The following is a 22,552-nucleotide window of genomic DNA, read 5'->3' as shown; positions in this document are numbered from 1 at the left end:
CGCCTGGCCCTCCCGGGCCTCCCGGGCCTGGCCGGCCCCCGGGCCCGCCAGGGGCTGGAGGCCCGCCCGGCGCCGGGCCGGGACCGGGAGGTCGTCCTCCTGGTGCGCCCGGCTGCGCAGGCGGGCCACCGGGACGTCCGGGCCCTGTGGGCCGGGCCGGTGGCGGTGCCGGGCCGCGTTCGCGGCCGGGAGGCGGTGTCGGGGGGCGGCCACCGGGCGGCGGTGTAGCCGGCTGTGGCCCTGTCGGGCGCGGAGATGTGCTGACGGACATCCGCTCGATCTCTTTCCCCTCGTCGTGTACGGCCGACACGTACTGGCCCCGCGAGTGTGCAGACTATCGCTCATTGGTAGAAAGCAACACTGACGGTCCGCTTGCGGCTATCCTGCGGTACCGTACCCCGACTGGGAGGGCTGTGGGTCCGTAATGCCATCGAATCCGACGACGAAGTCTCAGGTCCAGGCTTACCGCTTCGTGTTGCGCCGGATGCAGTCGGCGCTGGTGCGCAGGGACGCAGTGATGCTGCACGATCCGCTGCGCACGCACAACCGCGCCACCGGCGTTGGCGTGGTGATCGCCGCAATCGGCCTGCTCGGGTTCCTCATCTTCGGCATCCTGCGGCCCGCGCCGCAGCCACCCAACGAGGGCATCGTCATCGGCCAGGAATCCGGCCAGGTCTACGTCAAGACCCCGGCGACCGAGGAGGATCCGGCACAGCTGACGCCCACCTTCAACCTTGCCTCGGCTCGGCTGGTGTTGATGGCGCGCCAGCAGGGGGACGAGGAGGAAGCAGGCGGTGACGGCGGCGGGATCGAGGCGGTGGAGCCGGAGGTGGTGCCGGACGACCGTCTGGAGGGTATCGAGCGCGGCCGGATGCACGGGATCCCGGACGGGCCGCCGCTGATCCCCGAGGAGGACCAGATCGTCTCCGATCACTGGGCGGTGTGCGACAACATCGACTTCCGGGACGACCTGACCGAGGCTGAGGCACGAGAACAGGCCGAGCGTGAGACGGCCGTGCTCGCGGGGGTGAGCGAGCTCGGCACCGAGCTCGGTGGGGACGAGGCGATCCTCGCTGCTGGCGACGACGGCAACGATTACCTGATCTACCGGCCGGAGGAGGATCCGAACCGCCCGTCGGACATGGTGCGCGCGCGGGTGGACCTCGACCAGCCTTCTGTCACGACGGCGCTGCAGCTGTCAGGGCACGAGCCGCGCAGCATGTCGATGGGCGTGCTCAACGCGATTCCCGAGGTGAGCGCGCTGGAGGCGCCGAGCGTCCCGGAGCACGGCGAGGAGAGCGAGTACAACATCGAGGACCTGCGCGTGGGTGATGTGTTCGCCGTGCATCGCGCCGAGACCACCGAGTACAACGTGCTGCTCCCGGAAGGCAGGCAGCCGGTCTCCGAAGCGGTGGCGGACATGATCCGCTTCGCCGAGGAAACCGATCCCGACCCCGTCCCGGCGATCATGCCCGAGCGGGCAGCTCAGGTGTCGACCGTCTCCGACGACTATGAGGGCTACCTCGACGTGGAGGATTACCCCGGTGAGGTTCCGACGGTGCTCGACCCGTTCCAGGGACATTCCACCATGTGCCTCGGATGGACCCTGCGGGGTGACGGTGACGACGTAGACGAGCGCACGGCCGTCTATGTCGGCAACGAGATGCCGCTGCCGGAGGACGAGGACGGCACACCGATGCGCATGCTCGAGGTGGGCCAGGCCAGCCCGGACGGTGTCCGGCTGGACGGGTTCTTCATGCCGCCGGGCAACGCCGCGCCGGTGCGTGCGGCGACGTCGCGGCATTCCTTCGACAGCGGCCCGATCTACCTGATCTCCGATCGCGGGCTGCGTTACGGCATCCCGGATCAGGAGACCGCGGCGCATCTCGGGGTGCCGGAGCAACGGCCCGCGCCCGATGCGATCGTGCGGCTGCTGCCGACCGGCTCGTCGCTGAACCCCCAGGATGCCATGCGTACGTTCGACTCCGTGCGACTCGACCCTGACTCCGGCTACTACGACGCCGACGGCGACGAGGGCTGAGGCCACCGACGAGAACCGAGGCCGTGAGGGCAGGCAGCGGCAGGGGCGCCTGCGTGCCACGATGGCGCGCAGTGACGCTGCCCCGCCTGCCGAAGCCGATCGCCGCTGCCGTAGTTCAGCCGGAGCCGACCTCGCCTGCTGTGGCGCTGGCGTTTTTCGCTCGGCTGCGCCGTACCGTGTGCACCACGAACAACGTGATGCCGAGTGCGGCAAGCGCACCGGCTGAACCCGACAGCGCCACGGTGACAGCCATCGGGTGCGGACCACCCGGCTGTGGGACGTCGGAGGCAAGCTCGACGTCGGAGGCGGGGGTGATGCCTTCCTCCTCCGGAACGGTGGCGGTCAGTGCGGCCATCGGGTTGACGACCCCGTGGCCGATGAACTGATCGTGCCCGTCGTGGGCGCCGGGATGCTGTGCTGTGTGCTTGATCCGGTGCATCACTTCCCTGGCGTCGAGGTCCGGATGCATCTGTCGGACCAGCACGGCGAGCCCGGCGACGTAGGGCGCGGCGAAGCTCGTGCCCTGCAACTCGACTGCCTCGCCGCCCTCGATGGTCAGGTTGGCGAGGTGCTCGGCACCCTCGGCCGGGTCGAGCGAGATGATCTCGGTGCCGGGGGCGGCGACGCTCACCCACGGTCCGTTCATGCTGAACTGTGCGACACCACCCGTCCGGTCGATCGCCGCTACGGCGAGCAGGTCCTCCGAGAACCAGGGTGGGGAAACGATCGTGCGCGGCGCGAGCGGGTTCGGTTGATCGTTCTGCTCGCAGGCTTCGGACACGTTGCCCGCGGCGGCTACGACAACGATGTCGTTGTCCACCGCGTAGCGCACCGCCGCCTGCAGCTCCCGTTCCTTGCTGGTGATCTCGGGTCCGTCGGCGCTGCGGCAGTTGTCGACCGACATGTTGATGACCTCGACGCCGTCGGTGTCCGCGGCGCGCCGGACCGCCTGCGCCAGCGTGCGCAAGTCGCCCGCGCCTTCCTCGCCGAGTACCCGAGGCGCACCGTCGTCCTGTGACGGTACGGTTCCCGGCGAGACGGCGTCCGGTTCGGTGTCGCCGTTGTCCTCGTCGCCGTTGTCGTCGTCCTCTTCGGCTTCCTCTCGTAGCCTGCGCTGCTCGGCTTCGTCTTCCGTCTCGGGGGAGTAGTTCTGGCTGGACTGGCGGATGGACACGATCTCGGCGTCCGGAGCTACCCCGGTGAAGCCGATATTGGGATCGTCAGGGTCGGCGGCGATGATGCCCGCGACCTGAGTTCCGTGCCCGTCGCAGTCGTGCAGGCCGTCCTCGCCGAGGACGTAATCACCCCCGTCGTGTACCCGCCCGTCGAGGTAGGGATGCTCGGTGACGCCGGTGTCGATCACGGCGACGCCCATGCCGTCGCCGATCGAGTCGGCATGTTGCTTGACGTAGGAGTGCACGTCGTCGATGCGCAGGTGCATCTGCCCCCACGGGATGTTGGGCAGCGAGACGTCGTCGTCCAGCTCAGCCCGCTCGACGCATTCCTGCCGCTGGGTGTACCGCTGGTCCGGCTCGCCGTTGTTGTCGTCCGGAGGCGAACCGCTCGGTGGGGGCGGCGCCCATTCCGGGCGTTCGTCCGCTACCGCGGTAGCCGAAGCCGACAGCAGCGGCGGCATGGCCGCGGTCAGCAGTCCGAGCGTGGTGGCGACCAGCATGGCGCCAGCCCGCGTGGTTCGCTTGTGCGGCGAGCGGGCCGCGGCTCCCTCGCGGGTGTGTGCTCGGGCTGCCCACCGCCCTTCGTACTGGCCATCGCGGGTGGCGCGGCGGCCGGTGGTCCGGAGCGTGAGGTGCCTGAGCGTGTGCATCGAACAACCCTCGCCTTATCCGAGGATGCCGGAACCGACGACGCGCAGGTGTCCGTACAGTCCCATCACGCCGAGCGCCAGCGGCAGAACGGCGGCGATGCAGATCGCCTCGAAGATCTCCACGCTCCGGCGCATCGGCGGGGAGAACCGCTGCTGGGGGAAGATCACGCCGAGCACCAGCGCTCCCGCCGCGATGAGGACGAGCGCGCTGAACACCCACGCGGTCCGCGCGGTGGGGTCGGACACCCACAACCATGCGAGCAGCAGGCCCGCTCCGGAGGCGATGCCCGTGGTCAGCAGCGCGACGGCCTGCGTTCCGTTGGCGTAGGTGCGCGAGCGGAGCAGCAGCGCCACCGTGGCGGTGATCGCCAGGATGATGCCGAAGACGTTCCCGTCCGAGGCCGACACGATCGCACCGGCGGCCACCGCGGCACCGCAGCCGATGAGCAGGCCGGTCATGTGCTCGTGCGCGATGCTGGTGCGCTGTTCGATCGCCCCGAAATCGGACATGCCGGTGTCCTGCTTGAGCTCCTCTGCGGTGCTGGGCACATGCGGCAGCGGTAGCTTGGCCAGCCATATCGTGGCCCTGGGTAGCACCGAGATCAGCCCGAGGGCGACAGCGGTGGCCCCTGCGGCGAGACCGTCCGGGGGGTGGGCGATGAACACCGCGAACGTGAAGGTAACGGCGCCGATGGCTGCGGTCGTGGCCGCTGCGACGAACACGGCCAGGCCTGCGCCGATCAGCATGATCGCCGCGGCGGCCACGATCACCACCAGCACGCTGGCGAGTAACAGGTTGGCACGGACCGATACGCCGGGCACCGCGTAGAAGCCGCAGACGAAAGCCATCGGTAATGCCCCGGCCGCCGCGATCACCACACCGGTGGCTTCCGCCTCGTAGACCTTGGCCAGCACCGAACCCAGCGCGAGGCAGGCGACCGCGGCCACCCCGCCGACGATGGCGGGAACCAGGTGACCACCGCCGAACATCGCTCCGCCCGCGAACAGTGCCACGGCGGCGGCCAGCAGTGCGAGCGTGCCAGCGATGTGGCCCGCGCGCCGGGCGGTGTCGGGGGTCCACGGCCGGAAGTTGTCGGGATCGGTCTCGGCGATCGCGTCCACCACGTCGTCGAACAGCGGCGGCGGGGGATTCTCGCTGCGCTTGCGTAGCTGCAGCAGCTCACCGTCGACGATCCCGAGCGAGGCGAGCGTGCGGCTCGGATCGAGGGGTGCGTCGCCGAGCTTGGCGAGTACCCAGCCGCCGTGACGTGAACCACCGTCGGGTGTGCGCTCGTTGGCCATATCGACCACGAGTGGCACGAGATCCGCCACCGCCACATCGGATGGCAACGCGACGTCGATGCGCGTCCTCGGTGCCACAATCGTTACCCGGCTGAAAACCGTCGTGCCGGTAGCCACTGGTATCCGCCCCCTGAACGCGTGAGCATGCTGCGTGTCGAAACTTACCGGAACCCTCTGTGCCGACACAGCGCAGGCACGGTAACCGGTTCCCGCGGGCGCCGCAGCCGGTGGCGGGCGATCCGGTGCCGAGCACGCTGCCGGGTGACATATACCGGATGGCGGGGCCGGTTCGCTCGCAGTTACGGAAGTTCGTCGCCTGCGCGCGGGCCCGCGTTCGGGACTGATTGGGCGATTCCGGGTGTGCTACCCCCGGCGGTCATGCTTGACTACCGTGGGCGCCGTCGGTGGACGCGCGGTCGGTTAGTCTGACGACCCGATCACGATGCGGGCTGTCATGCTGAGGTCGAAGAGGGGTTTCATCCGGTGAGCACGCTGAAGTTCAAGCGATCGCCAAGGCTGCCCGCGCCGCGGATGCCGGGCGGGGAGATTCACCTCGAGCCGCCGCCGGAGATCCCGCGCCAGATCCCGGGCAACATCCTGATGAAGCTCATGCCCGTGGTCATGATCGTCGCGATGCTCGGCATGGTGGCGTTCATGTTCACCGCCATGCGTGACTCGGGTGGTGGCTTTCGCAGCCCGCTGTTCCTGATGATGCCGCTGATGATGATGCTGTCGATGGCGGCGATGTTCTTCGGCGGTAATCGTGGGGGTAACCAGAAGAAGGCCGAGATGAACGAGGACCGCAAGGACTACCTGCGGTACCTCGGTCAGATGCGGGAGCGGACCCGCAACGTGATGATCGAGCAGCGGGCCGCGCTGGAGTGGGCGCATCCCGATCCGGAGACGTTGCTGTCCATCGCGACCAGCCGCCGCATGTGGGAACGCAGGGCAGGCGACAAGGACTTCATGCACCTGCGGGTGGGGCGCGGGTCGCAACGGCTGGCCACCCGCCTCGTTCCTCCCCAGACCGGTCCCGTTGATGAGCTCGAGCCCATCTCCACACTGGCGCTGCGCCGGTTCACCCGCTCCAACTCGATGGTGCGTGACCTGCCCACACAGGTGAACTTCCGGGGGTTCGCCTCGGTGACCGTGCAGGGCGAGAGGGAGGACGCCCGGGCGTTCGTGCGCGCCCTCCTCGGCCAGATCGTCACGCTGCACAGCCCGGAGGACGTGCTCGTGGCGGTGGCCAGTGCCGGCCGGGCGAAGCAGTACTGGGAATGGGTCAAGTGGCTGCCGCACGCGCAGCACCCGACGATGACCGACGGCATCGGTCAGCTCCGTATGATGTCCAACTCGCTCGAGGAGATCGAGAGCTGGCTGGCCGACGAGCTCGCGCCACGGCCGCGGTTCACTAGGAAGACGCCTTACGCCGACGGCCCGCACATCGTGATCATCGTGGAGGAGGCCGACCTCACCAAGGAAGAGCGGATCGTCCTCGAGGAGGGCATCTCTGGGGTGACCGTCATCGATGTGTCCGGGCAGCTCGAACGGCTCTCGGCGCGTCGTGGAATGCGGTTCATCGCCGAGAAGGACAACCTCGGTGCGGAGAACGCGGGCGGCATCGAGTGGTTCGGCAGCATCGACATGCTGAGCCTCGTCGAGGCAGAGTCGCTGGCACGCAAGCTCGCGCCGTATCGGATCAGCACCACGCAGACGGGTGACGAGGAAGAGGAGTCGCCGCTGGCATCGGCGCCCGGCTTCCTCGAGCTGCTCGGCATCCCCGGTGATCCGATGACCTTCGACATTCAGCAGGCGTGGCGTCCCCGCCCGATCCGCGACAGGTACCGGGTGCCGTTCGGTATCGGTGAGCAGGGCCAGCCTGTCGAGCTGGACATTAAGGAGGCGGCGCTCGAGGGGATGGGTCCACACGGGCTGTGTGTCGGCGCCACCGGATCCGGGAAGTCGGAGTTCCTCCGTACGCTCGTGCTCGGCATGCTGGCCACGCACTCGTCTACGGTGCTGAACTTCGTGCTCGTCGACTTCAAGGGCGGGGCGACGTTCCTCGGGCTGGAGAAGGCGCCACACGTTTCCGCCGTGATCACCAACCTGGCCGACGAGGTCACGTTGGTCGATCGTATGAAGGACGCGCTGGCCGGTGAGATGAACCGGCGGCAGGAGGCGTTGAAGAACGGCGGCAACTTCAAGAACGTGTGGGAGTACCAGAAGGCTCGGGAGAATGGCGCCGACCTGGATCCCATGCCCGCGCTGTTCATCGTGGTCGACGAGTTCTCCGAGCTGCTGTCTGCGCAGCCGGACTTCATCGACCTGTTCGTCGCGATCGGCAGGCTCGGCCGATCCCTGCAGATGCACATGCTGCTGGCCTCGCAGCGGCTTGAGGAGGGCAAGCTGCGCGGGCTGGATTCGCACCTGTCGTACCGCATCGGCCTGAAGACCTTCTCGGCGGCGGAGTCCCGCGCGGCGATCGGTGTCCCTGACGCCTTCGAGCTGCCGTCTCGCCCCGGTGGCGGCTACCTCAAGTACGACACCGAGTCCCTGGTGCGCTTCCAGGCTGCCTACGTGTCGGGTCCCTACCGTCCCGCGGGCATGAAGACCTCCGGGCCCTCGGCAACCGGGGTGCGTGCCGACAAGCGGCCGAAGCTGTTCGTGCCCGACTACATCGAACCTCCAGCCCAGCCTGAACCGGAACCGGAACCGGAAGCGGAAGAGGAACAGCAGCAGGAGGCCGAGGCCGACGAGTCGAACGAGCCGAGCGAGCTCGATGTGATCGTGGACCGGCTGGTTGGACAAGGCCCTCCGGCGCACGAGGTGTGGTTGCCGCCGCTGAACGAGCCGAACTCGCTGGACACCCTGCTCCCCAACCTCAACCCGACCGAGGAGCGGGGACTGTCGCCGGTGGACTTCTTCGGCAACAGCAGGCTCCAGGTGCCCCTGGGGATCGTGGACCGGCCCTACGAGCAGCGCCGTGATCTGCTGTGGGCGGACGTCTCGGGCGGCGCCGGGCACATGGCCGTCGTGGGCGGGCCGCAATCGGGCAAGTCCATGATGTTGCGTACCTTCGTCATGTCCATGGCGCTGACACACACCCCGCAGGAGACACAGTTCGCCTGCATCGACCTCGGTGGTGGCACGCTGGCCTCGCTGTCCGAGCTGCCGCACATGAGCGGCGTGGCGGTCGCGCGGCGGGAACCGGACAAGGCGCGACGCATCGTCGCCGAGCTCACCACGTTGATGTCCGAACGCGAGGGCCGCTTCGGTGAGCTCGGCATCGACTCGATGGGTGACTTCCGCGCGATGAAGCGCCAGGGCCGGATCACCTCCGAGCAGGACGCGTTCGGTGACGCATTCCTGATCGTGGACGGCTGGAAAGCGTTGCGTGACGAGTTCGAGGAGCTGGAACCGCAGATCACCAGGTTGGCCACGCAGGGACTCGCGTTCGGCGTGCACGTGGTGATCGCCACCAATCGCTGGGGTGACTTCCGGCCGCAGATCAAGGACATGCTCGGCACCCGGTTCGAGCTCCGACTCGGTGACCCCGGCGAATCGGATATCGAGCGCAAGACCGCTGCCAACGTGCCAGCCAACCGGCCAGGGCGCGGGCTGACCCACGACAAGCTGCACTTCCTGGCCGGACTGCCGCGCATCGACGGGTCCAGCGACGACACCACCATCGGTGAGGGTGTCGCCGATGCCGTGACTCGGATCAAGGGAGCCTGGCGGGGGCGCCCGGCACCGAGCGTGCGGCTCCTACCCGAGGTGGTGCGGTACGAGGACGTGCTCGCCGCCGACTCGCGCCGGGACTCCAAGCTCATCCCCATCGGGATCAACGAGGACGAGCTCGCCCCGGTCTACCTGGACTTCAACGCCGACCCGCACTTCCTGGCGTTCGCTGATGGCGAGTCCGGAAAGACGAACCTGCTGCGGCAGATCGTACGGGGAATCAGCGAGCGGTACACCGCGAAGGAAGCCGTTGTCATCCTGGTCGATTACCGCCGCACGATGCTGGGCTTCCTCGAAGGCGACCAGCTGCTGAGCTACGCGGCATCGGCGAACCAGCTCGACGGCATCGTCAGCGACGTCGCCAGTTCGATGAACAAGCGGCTCCCCGGCCCGGACGTCACCCAGGAGCAGTTGAAGAACCGGTCGTGGTGGAAGGGACCGGAGCTGTTCCTGGTGGTCGACGACTACGACCTGGTGGCCTCCCAGTCGAAGAACCCGCTGCAGCCGCTGGGGCCGTTCCTCGCGCAAGCGAAGGACATCGGGTTGCACCTGGTGGTCACCCGCCGTACCGGTGGTGCAGGCCGTGCGCTGTACGACCAGGTCCTCGGTAAGCTGAAGGAGCTGGCTATGCCGGGTCTGATCATGAACGGCTCGAAGGACGAAGGGCAGCTACTCGGCAACCTCAAGCCGTCCCCGATGCCCCCCGGGCGCGGGACGTTCATCAGCAGGAAGGTCGGCAAGCAGCTCATCCAGGTGTCGTGGATCGACCCGGACTGATCCTGCGCATGCGGCACACGGACAGCGTCGGTGGTGCGTAGGGTGCGGTCATGAGCCTGCGGGTCGCTGTGGATTTCGGCGCCTCGAGTACCTGTGTCGTGGCGTCGCTGCACGGGCGTGAGCCACAGGTGGTGGTCATCGACGGCCACCCGTTGCTGCCCTCGGCGGTGTACGCGGCGGTCGACGGCACGTTGTTCGCCGGTCTCGAGGCCGAGCGGCACGCCGCTGTGGACCCGTCGCGCTACGAACCGCATCCCAAGCGGCGGGTCGACGAGGGGGAGCTGCTGCTCGGTACCTCGGTGGTCCCGGTGCGCGACGCGGTGGGCGCGGTGCTGCGCAGAGCGGTGGCCGAGGCCCGGCGCTTCGCCGGTGACGCCGAGGTGGAGCTGCTGGTGCTCACCCACCCGGCCGACTGGGGCATCGTCCGGACCCGGGTGCTGCGCCAGGCCGCAGGCAACCTCGCTCGCGAGGTCGCGCTCGTCCCCGAGCCCGTCGCCGCGGCCGTCTTCCACGCCGAATCCCGAGCCGCCGGCCGGCTTGCCGGGGACGGCCGGACGGTCGCGTTTAGCGGGCAGAACGATGACGCGCTCGCGGTCCTGGACCTCGGTGGCGGCACGGTCGATGTCAGCGTGGTGCAGCGGCTGGCCGTGTCGGGGCGAGGTGTGCAGCCGCGCACGAGCCGGGGAGGGTTCCGGGTGCTGGCCACCCGTGGCGACCCCGCGTTCGGTGGGGCCGATATCGACCAGGCGTTACTCGAACACGTCGGGACGTTGGTCGCCGCCGACGCCCCCGAGGCGTGGCGGGAGCTGGTTGAGGGACGCGAGCTCGACGGCAGGCGGCGACGCCGGATGCTCCGGCAGGACGTGCGGGGGGCGAAGGAGACGCTGTCGCGACACGCCTACACCGACGTGCCCCTCCCGGAACCTTTCTCCGATGCCCACGTGACACGAGAGGACCTGGAACGGCTGATCACGGCGCCGCTGGGGCGGGCGGTCGAGATGACCTCGGCGGCGATCACGGATGCGGGCCTGCGACCGCAGCAGCTCGTGGGCATATTCCTGGTGGGAGGGTCGAGCCGTATCCCGTTGATCTCCCGGCTGGTGCACGAACGGTTGGGTATCGTCCCGACCACGCTTGACCAGCCGGAGACCGTGGTCGCACGCGGAGCGATGCGGGCGGTGCTGGTGGAGCCGGACCGTACCGGAGCCCTACCCGGCACGATGCTGTCGCCGAGCGGGCCCGTCGTGCCACCGGCGCAACAGCGCACCGCCGTTGTCGGACCAGTGGACATCCCGCAGGGGCCGCAGCGCCCGCCCGCCCACCTACCTGCCCAGGTCGCCGCGGGCATGCCGCCGCCGGTGCCTCCGGTGCCGCCGGGAACACCACCGACGGGAGCGAGACAGGCGATGCAGGCGGACTCCGGGATGCGCGCCACTGCGGCACCGGGACAGGATGCCGGGACGGCGCGTGGCGGTACGCGCCGCCGCCGCACGGTGCCGTGGCTGGTGGGAGGTGGTCTCGCTCTCGCGGCGACCGTTGCCACCGGGGCGATCCTGGCGGTGACCGAGCGCGGTTTCGGCGAAACACAGATCGAGCAGCATGACTTCCGCTTCACAGCGCCGCCTGGATGGGTGAAGACCGGTAGTGATCAGGAGAGTCAGCTGCTGGTGATGCAACCCGAAGAGGCGACTGGCGGCGATGACCGCGTGGTGGTGCGGCAGTTCGATCTGAACGTGAGTATCGACGGGGACTTCGCCAGCTTCGCCGATGAGCTGGAAGAGCTGGTCCACGATGCGGGGGACCGCTTCACCGGGTTCGAGCGTGACGCGCGGTTCGCCGGCCGGGATGTGATCCACTACATCGAGCCGGCCCAGCGTCACACCACGGATTGGTACGTGATGGCCGAAGGTCACGTGCAGGTCAGCGTGGGATGCCGGTACACCCGTTCCGGGATGGAACCGGTCGAGCAAGCGTGCGAGCAGGTCGTGCGCACCCTGGCGATCGTCGAATGAGGTTGTCCGCCCCACCTGCCCGTTGCTGTCACTGCGGTCTGGATGCAATGGGGCAGCCACACGGGACGTGCCGCCCGGCTTCGATCGGGTGACTGGCGCATGTGCAGATGCGAGTGCGACGTTTGCGCTCGCAACAACTTGCCGGAAGTGCCGGACACCATGGAACCAGGCGTGGCAGTCTCTCCGTCGTAGGCAACGTACGACGGAGATCGTCGTACGAACGCGACATGATCGAAGGGGGTTCGTCCCGCATGGCACAGGGATTTTCCGGTGAGATCGAGGAATTCACACGGGCACACCAGAACGTAGAGGCGACGAAGGCCAACCTGGACCAGATCCTCAACAAGGTGCGGTCGACGGTCGAGGAGACCCGCGCCGGCTGGCAGGGTCAGGCCAACAAGGCGTTCGAGGAGCTGATGGCGCGCTTCGACGCGAACGCGCTGAAGATGAACCAGGCGCTGCAGGGAATCGGTGAGCAGCTGCAAGCTGCGGGTAGCACGTACGAGGCCCAGGAGATGGAGGTCTCCGAGCAGGTCAGCTCCATCTCCAGCACGCTGGACGGCTGAGCGACTCCGGCCACCCATCGAACGTCGTGACGATCAGTTGAGGAGAGCATAGATGCCCGCAGGAATGAAGGTTCATTACGAGACGCTGTTCAGTGCCGCCGACGAGGTGAGCCGGGCCTCCACCGAGATGACCCAGGCCAGCGACACCCTCAAGGGTGACCTGGCGCCTCTGGTCAACACTTGGGAAGGTGAGGCATACACCAACTACCAGGCACTGCAAGACCAGTGGGATCAGGCTCACGCCGAGCTCAATCAGGTCCTTGCCAAGATCGGCATCACGCTGAACGAGATCGGCAACAGCTACCGCGAGATGGAAGGGCAGCAGGCCCGTCGCTTCGGTGGCTGATCGCGCCGCGAGCAGCACCCTGTGGCCCCGAGCGACCCTCGCTCGGGGCCACAGCTGTGTGGCCGGGGAGTGGTGGCCACCACACCCGCGTGGCACGCGGGTGTTCCGGTGCGTTCGCGTCACTCGCGGGTCGCTGGGAGGCGCAGGGCGCGTGGATGCGGTTGGCGACCTGTGCCAGGGTGATGGAGGGACCCCGGTTCGTGCGTTGAGTGGGCGAGCCGGTACATTGGTACCTCGTTGTGCGATGGGGGCGCGTCCAGGTGGGACGCGCTTGGCCCGCACAGACATCCAGAAGCAATGTAGGATACAGAGGTAGCACCGTGCCCACGTACAGTCCGAAGCCTGGCGAGATTACCCGAGCCTGGCACGTGATCGATGCGAAGGACGTCGTTCTCGGCCGTTTGGCGACCGAGGTGGCGACACTGCTGCGCGGCAAGCACAAGGCGACATTCGCTCCGCACGTGGACACCGGTGACTTCGTCATCGTCGTCAACGCCGACAAAGTCGTGTTGACCGGACGGAAGCGTGAGCAGAAGTTCGCTTACCGCCACAGCGGGTATCCTGGGGGTCTGCGTAAGCGCACCTTCGGCGAGCTCTTGGACACGAAGCCGGAGCGCCTGGTGGAGAAGGTTGTCAAGGGCATGCTGCCGAAGAACAAGCTCGGGCGTGCGCAGGCGAAGAAGCTCAAGGTCTATGCCGGCCCGGAGCACCCGCACACGGCGCAGAAGCCGCAGCCACATGAGATCAGCAAGGTTGCCCAATGAGTGAGGAACAGCTTGTGACCAGCACTGAGACCGAGTCCGGCGACGCCGTGACGACCAGCGAGACCCCGGCGGCCGCCAGGCCCTCGCGTGACGCTGGTGGAAGTGCCCACGCTGTGGGGCGCCGCAAGGAAGCTGTCGTGCGGGTGCGTCTGAAGCCCGGCACCGGTGAGTTCAAGCTCAATGGGAAGCCGCTTGAGGAGTACTTCCCGAACAAGGTTCACCAGCAGCTCATCCGCGAGCCACTGGCAACGGTGGATAAGCCGGATTCTTTCGACGTCGTCGGCAATCTGGTCGGTGGCGGCACCACGGGACAGGCAGGCGCGCTCCGCCTGGCCATCTCCCGCGCGCTGGCCGAGATCGACCCCGACGACCGGCCCGCGCTGAAGAAGGCCGGCTTCCTCACCCGCGACTCCCGGGCGAAGGAGCGGAAGAAGTACGGCCTCAAGAAGGCGCGTAAGGCCACGCAGTACAGCAAGCGTTGACCCGCGCCTATTCACGATAGGCAGCACTCGAAAGCGCTCATCCTCGTACGGGTGGGCGCTTTCGTGTGTGTGGAGGCCTGTTCGCACACCGCGGTTAGCCCGCGAAACGTCACCCGGCCCCGGCGGTGCGGTCGCAGCGGGGCCCGTTACGTTGTTCCACATCGCGGCTACGAGGAGGTCGGTGGAGATGGCACGGCTGTTTGGCACGGATGGGGTCCGGGGGCTGGCGAACGCAGAGCTCACACCGGAACTCGCGATGGCGGTCGCGGCCAGTGCGGCACGCGTACTCGCCGCGCACGATCGCTCGCACCGTCCGGTCGCGGTGGTGGGGCGGGATCCACGCGCGAGCGGTGAGATGCTCGACGCCGCCGTCGTCGCTGGGCTGACCTCCGCGGGCGCCGATGTGCGCCGAGCCGGGGTGCTTCCCACTCCGGCAGTAGCCCACCTGGTGGCCGACACCGGGGCGGACCTCGGCGTGGTGATCTCCGCCTCGCACAACCCCATGCCGGACAACGGGATCAAGCTGTTCGCCGAGGGCGGCCACAAGCTGCCCGACGGCATCGAGGACGAGATCGAGCAGGAACTGGATCGCCCGGGTACCCGGCCTACAGGAGCCGAGATCGGGCGTGTCACCGCGCTAGAGGGGGCCGTTGATCGCTATGTCGATCATCTCTTGACGGCAGCCCCGCAGCGCCTCGCTGGGCTGCGGGTTGTGGTCGACTGCGCCAACGGTGCCGCATCGGAAGCCGCCCCCGTTGCCTACCGCCGGGCGGGCGCGGAGGTCGTGGCGATCAACGCGTCCCCGAACGGCATCAACATCAACGAAGAGTGCGGGTCCACCCACATCGACGGGCTACGGGCGGCCGTCGTGGAGCACGGGGCGGACCTGGGGATCGCCCACGACGGCGACGCCGACCGTTGCCTGGCCGTCAACGCTGCCGGTGACGAGGTCGATGGCGATGAGATCCTCGCCGTCCTCGCGCTCGCCATGGCCGATGCGGGGGAGCTGGCCGAACGCACGGTCGTCGCCACGGTGATGAGCAACCTCGGCTTGCATCTCGCCATGCGCGAGCACGGGCTGCAGCTGCGCACCACTGCGGTCGGGGATCGCTACGTACTCGACGAGCTGTACGCGGGCGGCTACTCGCTCGGTGGTGAGCAGTCCGGACACCTGGTCCTGCCAGGGCATGCCACCACGGGGGACGGCTTGCTGACGGCCCTGCGACTGATGGGGCGCATGGCCGCGACCGGAAAGTCCCTCGCGGAGCTCGCCGGTGTCATGCAGCGACTGCCCCAGGTGCTGGTGAACGTGCGCGTGGCCGACAAGGCTGCCGTCGTCGAATCGCGGCAGGTCGCCACCGCTGTCGCCGATGTGGAAACGGAGCTCGGCGAGAAAGGTCGGGTGCTGTTGCGGCCGTCGGGCACGGAGCAGCTCGTCCGGGTCATGGTGGAAGCACCGGACCAGGAGACGGCACAAGCAGCCGCCGACCGGCTCGCCGGTGTCGTCTCAGCAGCGTCCTGACCCGTCACGTGGGCCGCTCGGGCTCTGCTCGTCGCGACCCTGGTCGCCCATGCACCTCGCTAAGCACGTTCAGCTTTCCCATAGGAGGCGGCAGGGAAGGGCTGCGGACCGCGAATTCGCCCGATACGTTCGTGGGGGCGACGAAGCGCCACCGAATACCTGCCCTGTGCACCACACTGGAGACACGGGGCAGCGGACGAAGGGGGTTCGTAGGGTGCGCGGTGATCACCAGAGCATGGAGTCCGAGGAGCTGCGCCGCATCGGCGATGAGCTCGCCGAGGTGGCCAGCGCTTTGCGATACGCTGCGGAGCATGGGGGTAGGGGGTACGCGTCCGTGGATCACTTCAGTGCCGTAGCCGAAGCGCGGGACGCCGCTGCCAGGATTCTCGAGCGCAGCGATGCGCTTGGCGACGCGCTGCGAGGGGCCTCCGAGGTCACCGAGCAGCTGAGTGCGGCGTTGACCGGGACGGCGGACGGCGGTGAATCAATCGAGTCGGCGGCGTGGCATGCCCTTCGCCAGCATGACGAGGAGATGACGTAATGGGGGGAGTACTGGGCGGCGCTGTGATCGAGCAGCTCGCGGGCCGCGAACCGCACATCGATCCGGCGGATACCGGCGAGAACGTCCTCACCGAGCTGAACGCGCTGGCCACCAACCTCGACCATGCGGGATGGGGGCACATCTACAGCACGTGGCGCAGCTGCTCGTACAGCGAGTTCGACGGCGCGTCACCGGAATGGTGCGAGACCGGCGCGCAGCAGGTGTTGCCCCAGCTCAGCGAGTTCCACTGGGGGGCTATCGACGCGCTGCGTGATCGCATGGTGAACATGGCCGAGATCGCTGACGAGCTGGGAGCGGTCTACAAGAAGGCCCGCAGTCACCTGGAAGCGGTCGCTGACTGGCAGGGCTACACGGCCGAGGTGGCGTACGAGCGGATCACGAAGGTGATCTCGGACGCTGCCGTGTACCAGGACGAGAGCAACGCGCTCGTCGGCGCACTGGATGGCTTCTCGTGTGCCACGAGGGAGGCCGTGCGCGAGCTCGGCCGGATGGTGCGCGAGGGTGCTGTGCAGGACTTCCTCCAGAGTTACGCGGAGCTGCCTGCCGAGGAACGTGACAAGCACGCTTACCTGGCCGATCGATTGATGATGCTTTCGCGCCAGTATCCGACCTGGGACGACCTGACGGAACGCGTCGCGCAGGAGGCTGGAGCGCCTGCGGTGTCGCGGCTCGATGGTGTCGACGGTGGCGGTATCGATGCTGCACCGTTGTGGCTTCGGTCGGTGCGGGTCGAAGAGTTCCCCGACGGGCTTCGTACGTTGGACGACATCGCGGAAGCCGCGCACACCCTCGATGTTTTCGCCGAGCACTACGGTGCGGTGGTGACCGCGCTCGGTGACATGGTCACCATCACCCACGACCTGGTGTCGGACTGCGCGAGTGCGATGGAGGCCGCTCTCGGGCACCTGCCGGCACATAGCCAGCCGTTCACCGGCCTCGGGTTCACCTCACCTCAGACCGGGGTACGAGATAAGGGCGAGCCGGTGGCGGCGACCGAGCCTCTGGACCGGGCTGCGGTACCGCCTGCAGGCACCGCGACTGCTGGCACTACCGGTTCCGATGCGCAGGCGGCAACCGGTCGCACCAGCCCGAGCGTCGTGGCCACCACCGACGAGCCGGAGGCGGCCGGGCACGGCTCGGTTGCCGAGCCAGGGGACACCACGCGAGCTTCGTGGCCGGGAGCGGCGACGGTGACCGTTACCGAGGGGGACCACGAACTGTCGATGACGCCGGTCACCGATAGCGGCCGGTTGCGTATCACGCTTGGAGGTCAGGACGGTACGAGCGAGCGGCACTTGCTGGACTTCACCGGCGACGCAGGCTCCGGAAAAGCAACAGGGCTCCTGGATTCTTGGGGTGACGAGGAGGTCCATGTGCCTGGTGACGACGGTGCGATCGAATTCGAGGCGCGCGGCATGCTGATCACAGCGGAACGTACGGACGGGCCTCACGGCCCTGTCGTCGTCACGGTGGACGACGGATCGGGGGCGACCACCTACCGCCTGGGCGCCCCGGCAGGCGAGGATGATCCGAGACCGCCCGTCTTCGGTGGTGCTACCGGCGCGGGAGGCCTGGCGGGAGCCGTACCCGGCGATGGGTCCGAGGGCGAGCGCGGTGGTGATGTGGGGGCCGGGCTGGTCGATCTCGACGGTGAGGCGCTTGGTCGCGAGCAGCGTCGCGGTTTCGCGGGCGCGGGCCTCGTGTCCGATACCGGTAGCGCCGACGACGCCCCGATGGGTGCCGGTCTCGCGGATACGTCGGAGGTGCCGAGCGCGACGCCGAGTGGCCGTATCGGCGGGCTGCTCGGCGGGGAGGCTGACTGGCCGGACGCTGCTGCCGGGCAAGTCATCGCGGGAGGTCGCCAGGAGGGGGGCGAGGTGCCGAGCCAGCGGCCGGCGCCTGGGGAGAGAGGGCCAGGTCGTGGTGAGTGAGGGCACCCCGGAGTACCGGCGCGCGCGGGTGCAGTTCGACGAGGTGCTCGACCGGTTCCGTACGCGCGCCGAACAAGTTCGCGAGGAGCTGGTCGAACGCGCCGAGGCACTCGCGCGGCGGGAACGCGAGCGGACCGTTACGACGGATGTACCGGATGAACAGGTAACCGTGGAAGAGGGCGGTTTCGAGGAGGACTACTCGTACACCGACTTCCTGCGGTGGCCACCGGAGCGGGAGTGAGGTCTGCTTCAGCGGGTGCGTTCCGCCTGGCGATCGAGTTCGATGGGGGCACGCTTCAGCTCGCCGTCAAGCAGCTCCTGGTGCTCGCTCTCACCCGCCAGATGGCGGAGGAAGAACGCGGTGAACAGGCCCCGCACCAGGCGCTGGGTGCCGTAGCGGGGTTTGCCATGCAGGAGCAGGCGCGTCCAGTGCATGCCTTCGGTGACCGACAGGTGGGTCGATTTCGCCAGGCTGCGCAGCTGCACGGGGCCACCCCACGCGGCCGCGATGGCCCTGGCGTGCGCGTCAGGGGGCGCGACGAGGTCCTCGGCGGCTGCCAGGTGCAATCCCGGTATCTGCAACGTGCGTCCCGCCTGGATCGCGGAGGGCACCGTCTCTGCGGGGGCCACCGATGCCACGGCCTGTACGTCCGGTTGCCCTGCTGCGGCGGCGAGTATGGCCGCTCCAGCTCCCGTGGAGTGACCGGCGAGGCCGAGTCGTTCCGGATCCACGCTGATACCGCCCGGGCCGAGCCGCACCGACGTGATGATCCGGAGAGTTGTCTCCAGGTCGGTGGCGAACAGGCGATGGGAGGGCAGCGGACCGCGCTGCGTGGCAGGCGCCGCTGTCACGATGCCCCAGGAAGCCAGGTGGCGCAGTAACCCCCGGTAGAGCGCGGGCGGCTGCATCCAGCCGTGCCCGAAGGCGATGCCGGGGAGGCCGAGGCCGCCTCGTGGTGTGTACACGACGCCGGGAAGCCCGACGAGCGCCAAGTCGCCGCGCAGGACGTCGTAGGGTCCGTGCGCCATGAGCGGCTCGAGCTGGGCTTGGGGCTTGGTCGCCATGGCTGTCGAGGGTAGCGGGCCCCCGGTTAGCCTGCTAAACGCGACCCGCGCCGTGGCCGGGTTTGACGGTTAGCCTGCTAAACGCGACCCGCGCCGTGGCCGGGTTTGACGGTTAGCCTGCTAAACGCGACCCGAGGCGTGGCCACCGCCCTTCCCGGCGGGCGAGCACGCCCCGATACCCTGGCTTTCGTGTGTGGAATCGTGGGATACGTGGGGCACCGGCAGGCGCTGGAGGTGGTGCTGGGCGGGTTGCACCGGTTGGAGTATCGCGGGTACGACTCGGCTGGCGTCGCTCTCCTCGGCGGGGGAGGTGCGCAGCGTGTGGCGCGTAAGGCGGGCAGGATCGCCAACCTGGAAGCCGTGCTGGACGCTGACGGCCGTGCCACCTTCGGCGGGACCGTGGGGATCGGGCATACCCGCTGGGCGACGCACGGTCCGCCCGCTGACCGCAACTCGCATCCCCACGTGGACGAATCGGGCCAGGTGGCGGTGGTGCACAACGGCATCATCGAGAACTTCGCCGAACTACGCGGTGAGCTCGAGGCGGCCGGTGTCGAACTCACCAGCGACACCGACAGCGAAACGGTGGCGCACCTGGTTGCTCGCGCCTACGCGAGCGGGGAGACGGCGGGCGACCTGGATGCGAGCGTGCGCGAGGTGTGTCGCCGGCTCCGCGGGGCATTCACGCTGGTGATCACGCACTCCGATGTCCCGGACAGGATCGTCGCGGCGCGCCGCTCCTCCCCGCTGGTCGTGGGTGTCGGCGACGGCGAGCACTTCGTGGCTTCGGATGTCGCGGCGTTCATCGAGCACACCCGCCGGGCCGTTGAGCTCGGTCAGGACCAGGTCGTGGTGATCACCAGGGACGGTTACGAGGTCACCGACTTCACCGGTGAGCCGGCTTCGGCTAGGCCGTTCACGGTGGACTGGGACCTGTCGGCCGCGGAGAAGGGCGGCCACGACTACTTCATGCTCAAAGAGATCGAGGAACAGCCCGACGCGCTGGCCAACACGCTGCGCGGGCACTTCGCCGCGGGCAGGATCACCCTCGACGAGCAGCGCATTACCGAGCAGGACCTGCGGGATATCGACAAGGTGTTCGTCGTGGCGTGCGGTTCGGCCTACCACTCGGGTTTGGTGGCCAAGTACGCCATCGAGCACTGGTGCCGGTTGCCGGTCGAGGTTGAGCTGGCCAGCGAGTTCCGCTATCGGGATCCGGTGCTGGACAGGGACACGCTGGTGGTCGCCGTGTCGCAGTCGGGTGAGACCGCCGACACGCTGGAGGCGGTGCGTCATGCCCGCGGCCAGAAGGCACGGGTGCTGGCGGTGTGCAACACCAACGGGGCGCAGATCCCGCGCGAATCCGACGCCGTGCTCTACACGCACGCCGGACCCGAGATCGGGGTCGCATCGACCAAGGCCTTCCTGGCGCAGATCGCGGCGAATTACCTGGTCGGGCTCGCGTTGGCGCAGGAACGTGGCACCAAGTACCCGGACGAGGTCGCCAGGGAGTTCGCCGAATTGGCGAACACTCCCTCCGCGGTGCAGAAGGCGCTGACCACCACGGATCAGGTCAGGGACCTGGCGCGGCGGATAGCTGACGCCAAGGCTGTGCTGTTCCTCGGCAGGCACGTGGGTTACCCGGTGGCACTGGAAGGCGCGCTGAAGCTCAAGGAGCTGGCGTACATGCACGCCGAGGGGTTCGCGGCGGGTGAGCTCAAACACGGTCCGATCGCGTTGATCGAGGACGGGCTGCCCGTGGTGATCGTCATGCCCTCGCCGAAGGGGCGCGCGATGTTGCACTCGAAGCTGGTGTCGAACATCAGCGAGATCCAGGCGCGCGGCGCGCGCACGATCGTGATCGCCGAGGAGGGCGACGACGTGGTGCGCCCGTACGCCGACGAGCTGATCGAGGTTCCTGCGGTGACGACGTTGCTGCAGCCGCTGGTGTCCACCGTGCCGCTGCAGGTGCTGGCCGCCGAGATCGCGCGTAGCCGCGGTTACGACATCGACAAGCCCCGTAACCTCGCCAAGTCCGTCACGGTGGAGTAGTTGGGGGAGCGCCATGCGCGGAGTGTGGACGACCGAGCAGGTACGCGCCGCTGAAGAGCGGCTGCTGGCGCGCACCCGCGAGGGTGAGCTGATGCGTAGGGCGGCCTTCGGGGTCTCGGTGCACGCCGCCCGAATGCTGACCGAGCACACGGGGCAGGTGGCTGCCCGCCACGTCGTGCTGCTGGTCGGTGCGGGAAACAACGGTGGCGACGCGTTGTGGGCGGGCGCGCTCCTGCGCAAGCGAGGCGTGCGGGTCACTGCGGTGTTGCTGGCGGAGCAGCGCACCCACCCTGAGGGATTGGCGGCGCTGCGGTCGGCAGGCGGTCGTGCGGTGTCTGCGGGCGAGCAGGCCTTCGCCGCGCTGGCGAGCGCGGACCTTGTCGTCGACGGCATCGTGGGATTGTCCGCGCGGGGCGCGCTTCGCGGCCCGGCCGTGCCGCTGATCGACGAGGTCGACGCCAACGCAGTGCCCGTGCTCGCGGTGGACATGCCGAGTGGGGTCGATCCGGATACCGGCGAAGTGGCTGGCCCCGCGGTGCGGGCAGCGGCCACTGTCACCTTCGGCGCGTTGAAGCCGGTTCACGTGCTCAACACCGCGTACTGCGGTGAGGTGCGCTACGTCGACATCGGGTTGGCCGGTGAGCTGGGGGAACCGGAGCTGTGGCGGATCGACTCGGTCGATGCCGCCGCGGCGTGGCCGATCCCGCAGCAGGCGGATGACAAGTACACCCAGGGGGTGACCGGTATCGCGGCGGGATCGAGCGCCTACCCCGGGGCCGCGGTGCTGGCCACCGGGGCGGCGGTGCGGTCGACCGCGGGCATGGTGCGGTTCGCCGGGTTGGCCGCCGACGCGGTCCGCGCTCGTTGGCCCGAGGTGATCGCTACCGGTGCGGTGTCGGACGCGGGGCGGGTGCAGTCCTGGGTGGTGGGGCCGGGTCTCGGCACGGCGACGGATGCGCGGGAGACGCTGCGCACCGTGCTCGGAGCGGGTGTTCCGGTGTGCGTGGACGCCGATGCGGTGAACCTGCTCGCCACCTTCCCTGAACTCCTCGACGCGCGGGAGCCGGGCACCCCGTTGGTGCTCACCCCGCACGCGCGGGAGTTCGAGCGGCTGGTGGGTGCGAGACTCGACGCCGACCGGGTCGCTGCCGTGCGGTCGGCAGCCGCCCGGTTCGACGCGGTCGTGCTGCTCAAGGGGCACAACACGCTCGTCGCGGAACCGGGCGGGGCGGTGCTGGTGACGGTCCCGCCCGGTTCGTGGCTGGCCACGGCCGGGTCGGGTGATGTGCTCTCCGGCATGATCGGCGCGTTGCTCGCTGCCGGGGTCGAGCCGTGGCTGGCGGCGGGTGCCTGCGCGTACGTGCACGCCGAGGCCGCCGAGATCGCGGCGCTGGGGGCGCCGGTGGCGGCCTCCGATGTGCTCGCGGCGATCCCGGAAGCGGTGCGTTCGGTGCGAGCCGTGACCTCCGACGCTCCGCCCACGGATTAGCGCGGGAGTAGCGCGGATGGGGAAGTCTTGCGCGGGTGCCGATAGGGAGCACGTCACTGGGACGGGATCGTGGTCGCC

16 protein-coding genes are annotated in these 22,552 nt (G+C 68.8%); 13 read left to right on the top strand and 3 right to left on the bottom strand.

Translation table 11 applies throughout. The features are described from left to right. Window positions 1-424: 424 nt before the first annotated feature. Window positions 425-2,041 carry a type VII secretion protein EccB gene (gene eccB / locus F8178_RS11545; RefSeq protein WP_317494753.1) on the top strand — a complete coding sequence of 539 codons (1,617 nt, stop codon included), beginning with the start codon at window positions 425-427 and terminating at the stop codon, window positions 2,039-2,041. Window positions 2,042-2,156: 115 nt separating this feature from the next. Here the strand turns inward: eccB and mycP are convergent, their stop codons facing one another. Together mycP and eccD are read right to left on the bottom strand one after the other, a co-directional pair. After that, window positions 2,157-3,866 (bottom strand): type VII secretion-associated serine protease mycosin, encoded by a 1,710-nt coding sequence (gene mycP / locus F8178_RS11540; RefSeq protein ID WP_317494752.1) that lies wholly within the window; start codon window positions 3,864-3,866, stop codon window positions 2,157-2,159. 15 nt (window positions 3,867-3,881) lie between these two features. After that, complete coding sequence (gene eccD, locus F8178_RS11535) at window positions 3,882-5,285, bottom strand: type VII secretion integral membrane protein EccD (protein WP_317494751.1); 1,404 nt, start codon at window positions 5,283-5,285, stop codon at window positions 3,882-3,884. 366 nt (window positions 5,286-5,651) lie between these two features. On the opposite strand from eccD, the gene eccCa reads away from it, so the two are divergent. The 10 genes from eccCa to F8178_RS11485 all read left to right on the top strand — a co-directional run bounded on the left by eccCa (window position 5,652) and on the right by F8178_RS11485 (window position 18,109). Further along, window positions 5,652-9,683 (top strand): type VII secretion protein EccCa, encoded by a 4,032-nt coding sequence (gene eccCa, locus F8178_RS11530; RefSeq protein ID WP_317494750.1) that lies wholly within the window; start codon window positions 5,652-5,654, stop codon window positions 9,681-9,683. Window positions 9,684-9,733: 50 nt separating this feature from the next. Next, entirely contained in the window at window positions 9,734-11,695 is a 1,962-nt protein-coding gene (locus F8178_RS11525) for a type VII secretion-associated protein (protein WP_317494749.1), read from the top strand. 251 nt (window positions 11,696-11,946) lie between these two features. After that, window positions 11,947-12,261, top strand: a complete 315-nt coding sequence (locus F8178_RS11520) for a WXG100 family type VII secretion target (RefSeq protein WP_317494748.1) — start codon at window positions 11,947-11,949, stop codon at window positions 12,259-12,261. A gap of 52 nt (window positions 12,262-12,313) precedes the next feature. Then, the gene (locus F8178_RS11515) at window positions 12,314-12,607 is read left to right on the top strand and encodes a WXG100 family type VII secretion target (protein WP_317494747.1); all 294 of its coding nucleotides are present in this window, start codon (window positions 12,314-12,316) and stop codon (window positions 12,605-12,607) included. Between the two features lie 320 nt (window positions 12,608-12,927). Next, window positions 12,928-13,371 (top strand): 50S ribosomal protein L13, encoded by a 444-nt coding sequence (gene rplM / locus F8178_RS11510; RefSeq protein WP_317494746.1) that lies wholly within the window; start codon window positions 12,928-12,930, stop codon window positions 13,369-13,371. After that, entirely contained in the window at window positions 13,368-13,853 is a 486-nt protein-coding gene (gene rpsI, locus F8178_RS11505) for a 30S ribosomal protein S9 (RefSeq protein WP_317494745.1), read from the top strand. The genes rplM and rpsI overlap by 4 nt, the downstream gene beginning before the upstream one ends. 187 nt (window positions 13,854-14,040) lie before the next feature. Then, window positions 14,041-15,375, top strand: a complete 1,335-nt coding sequence (gene glmM / locus F8178_RS11500) for a phosphoglucosamine mutase (protein ID WP_317494744.1) — start codon at window positions 14,041-14,043, stop codon at window positions 15,373-15,375. Window positions 15,376-15,589: 214 nt separating this feature from the next. Continuing rightward, the gene (locus tag F8178_RS11495; RefSeq protein ID WP_317494743.1) at window positions 15,590-15,916 is read left to right on the top strand and encodes a hypothetical protein; all 327 of its coding nucleotides are present in this window, start codon (window positions 15,590-15,592) and stop codon (window positions 15,914-15,916) included. After that, window positions 15,916-17,868: a hypothetical protein gene (locus tag F8178_RS11490; RefSeq protein WP_317494742.1), complete on the top strand. Its 1,953-nt coding sequence runs from the start codon at window positions 15,916-15,918 to the stop codon at window positions 17,866-17,868. The genes F8178_RS11495 and F8178_RS11490 overlap by 1 nt, the downstream gene beginning before the upstream one ends. Further along, on the top strand, window positions 17,858-18,109 hold the full coding sequence (locus F8178_RS11485) for a hypothetical protein (protein ID WP_317494741.1): 252 nt from the start codon (window positions 17,858-17,860) through the stop codon (window positions 18,107-18,109). Before F8178_RS11490 ends, F8178_RS11485 begins: the two co-directional genes overlap by 11 nt. Window positions 18,110-18,117: 8 nt before the next feature. On the opposite strand, the gene F8178_RS11480 is transcribed toward F8178_RS11485, so the two are convergent. Beyond that, window positions 18,118-18,933, bottom strand: a complete 816-nt coding sequence (locus tag F8178_RS11480; protein ID WP_317494740.1) for a chlorophyllase/cutinase-like alpha/beta fold protein — start codon at window positions 18,931-18,933, stop codon at window positions 18,118-18,120. Between the two features lie 189 nt (window positions 18,934-19,122). On the opposite strand from F8178_RS11480, the gene glmS reads away from it, so the two are divergent. After that, window positions 19,123-20,985, top strand: coding sequence for a glutamine--fructose-6-phosphate transaminase (isomerizing) (glmS, locus tag F8178_RS11475; RefSeq protein WP_317494739.1), 1,863 nt, complete (start codon window positions 19,123-19,125; stop codon window positions 20,983-20,985). Between the two features lie 13 nt (window positions 20,986-20,998). After that, on the top strand, window positions 20,999-22,474 hold the full coding sequence (locus F8178_RS11470) for an NAD(P)H-hydrate dehydratase (protein ID WP_317494738.1): 1,476 nt from the start codon (window positions 20,999-21,001) through the stop codon (window positions 22,472-22,474). Window positions 22,475-22,552: the final 78 nt, after the last annotated feature.

The sequence above is a fragment of the Haloechinothrix sp. LS1_15 genome (assembly GCF_033042135.1).
Taxonomy (GTDB): domain Bacteria; phylum Actinomycetota; class Actinomycetes; order Mycobacteriales; family Pseudonocardiaceae; genus Haloechinothrix.
Note: the sequence above shows the minus strand (reverse complement) of the source record. Positions and strands in the feature narration are given on the sequence as shown.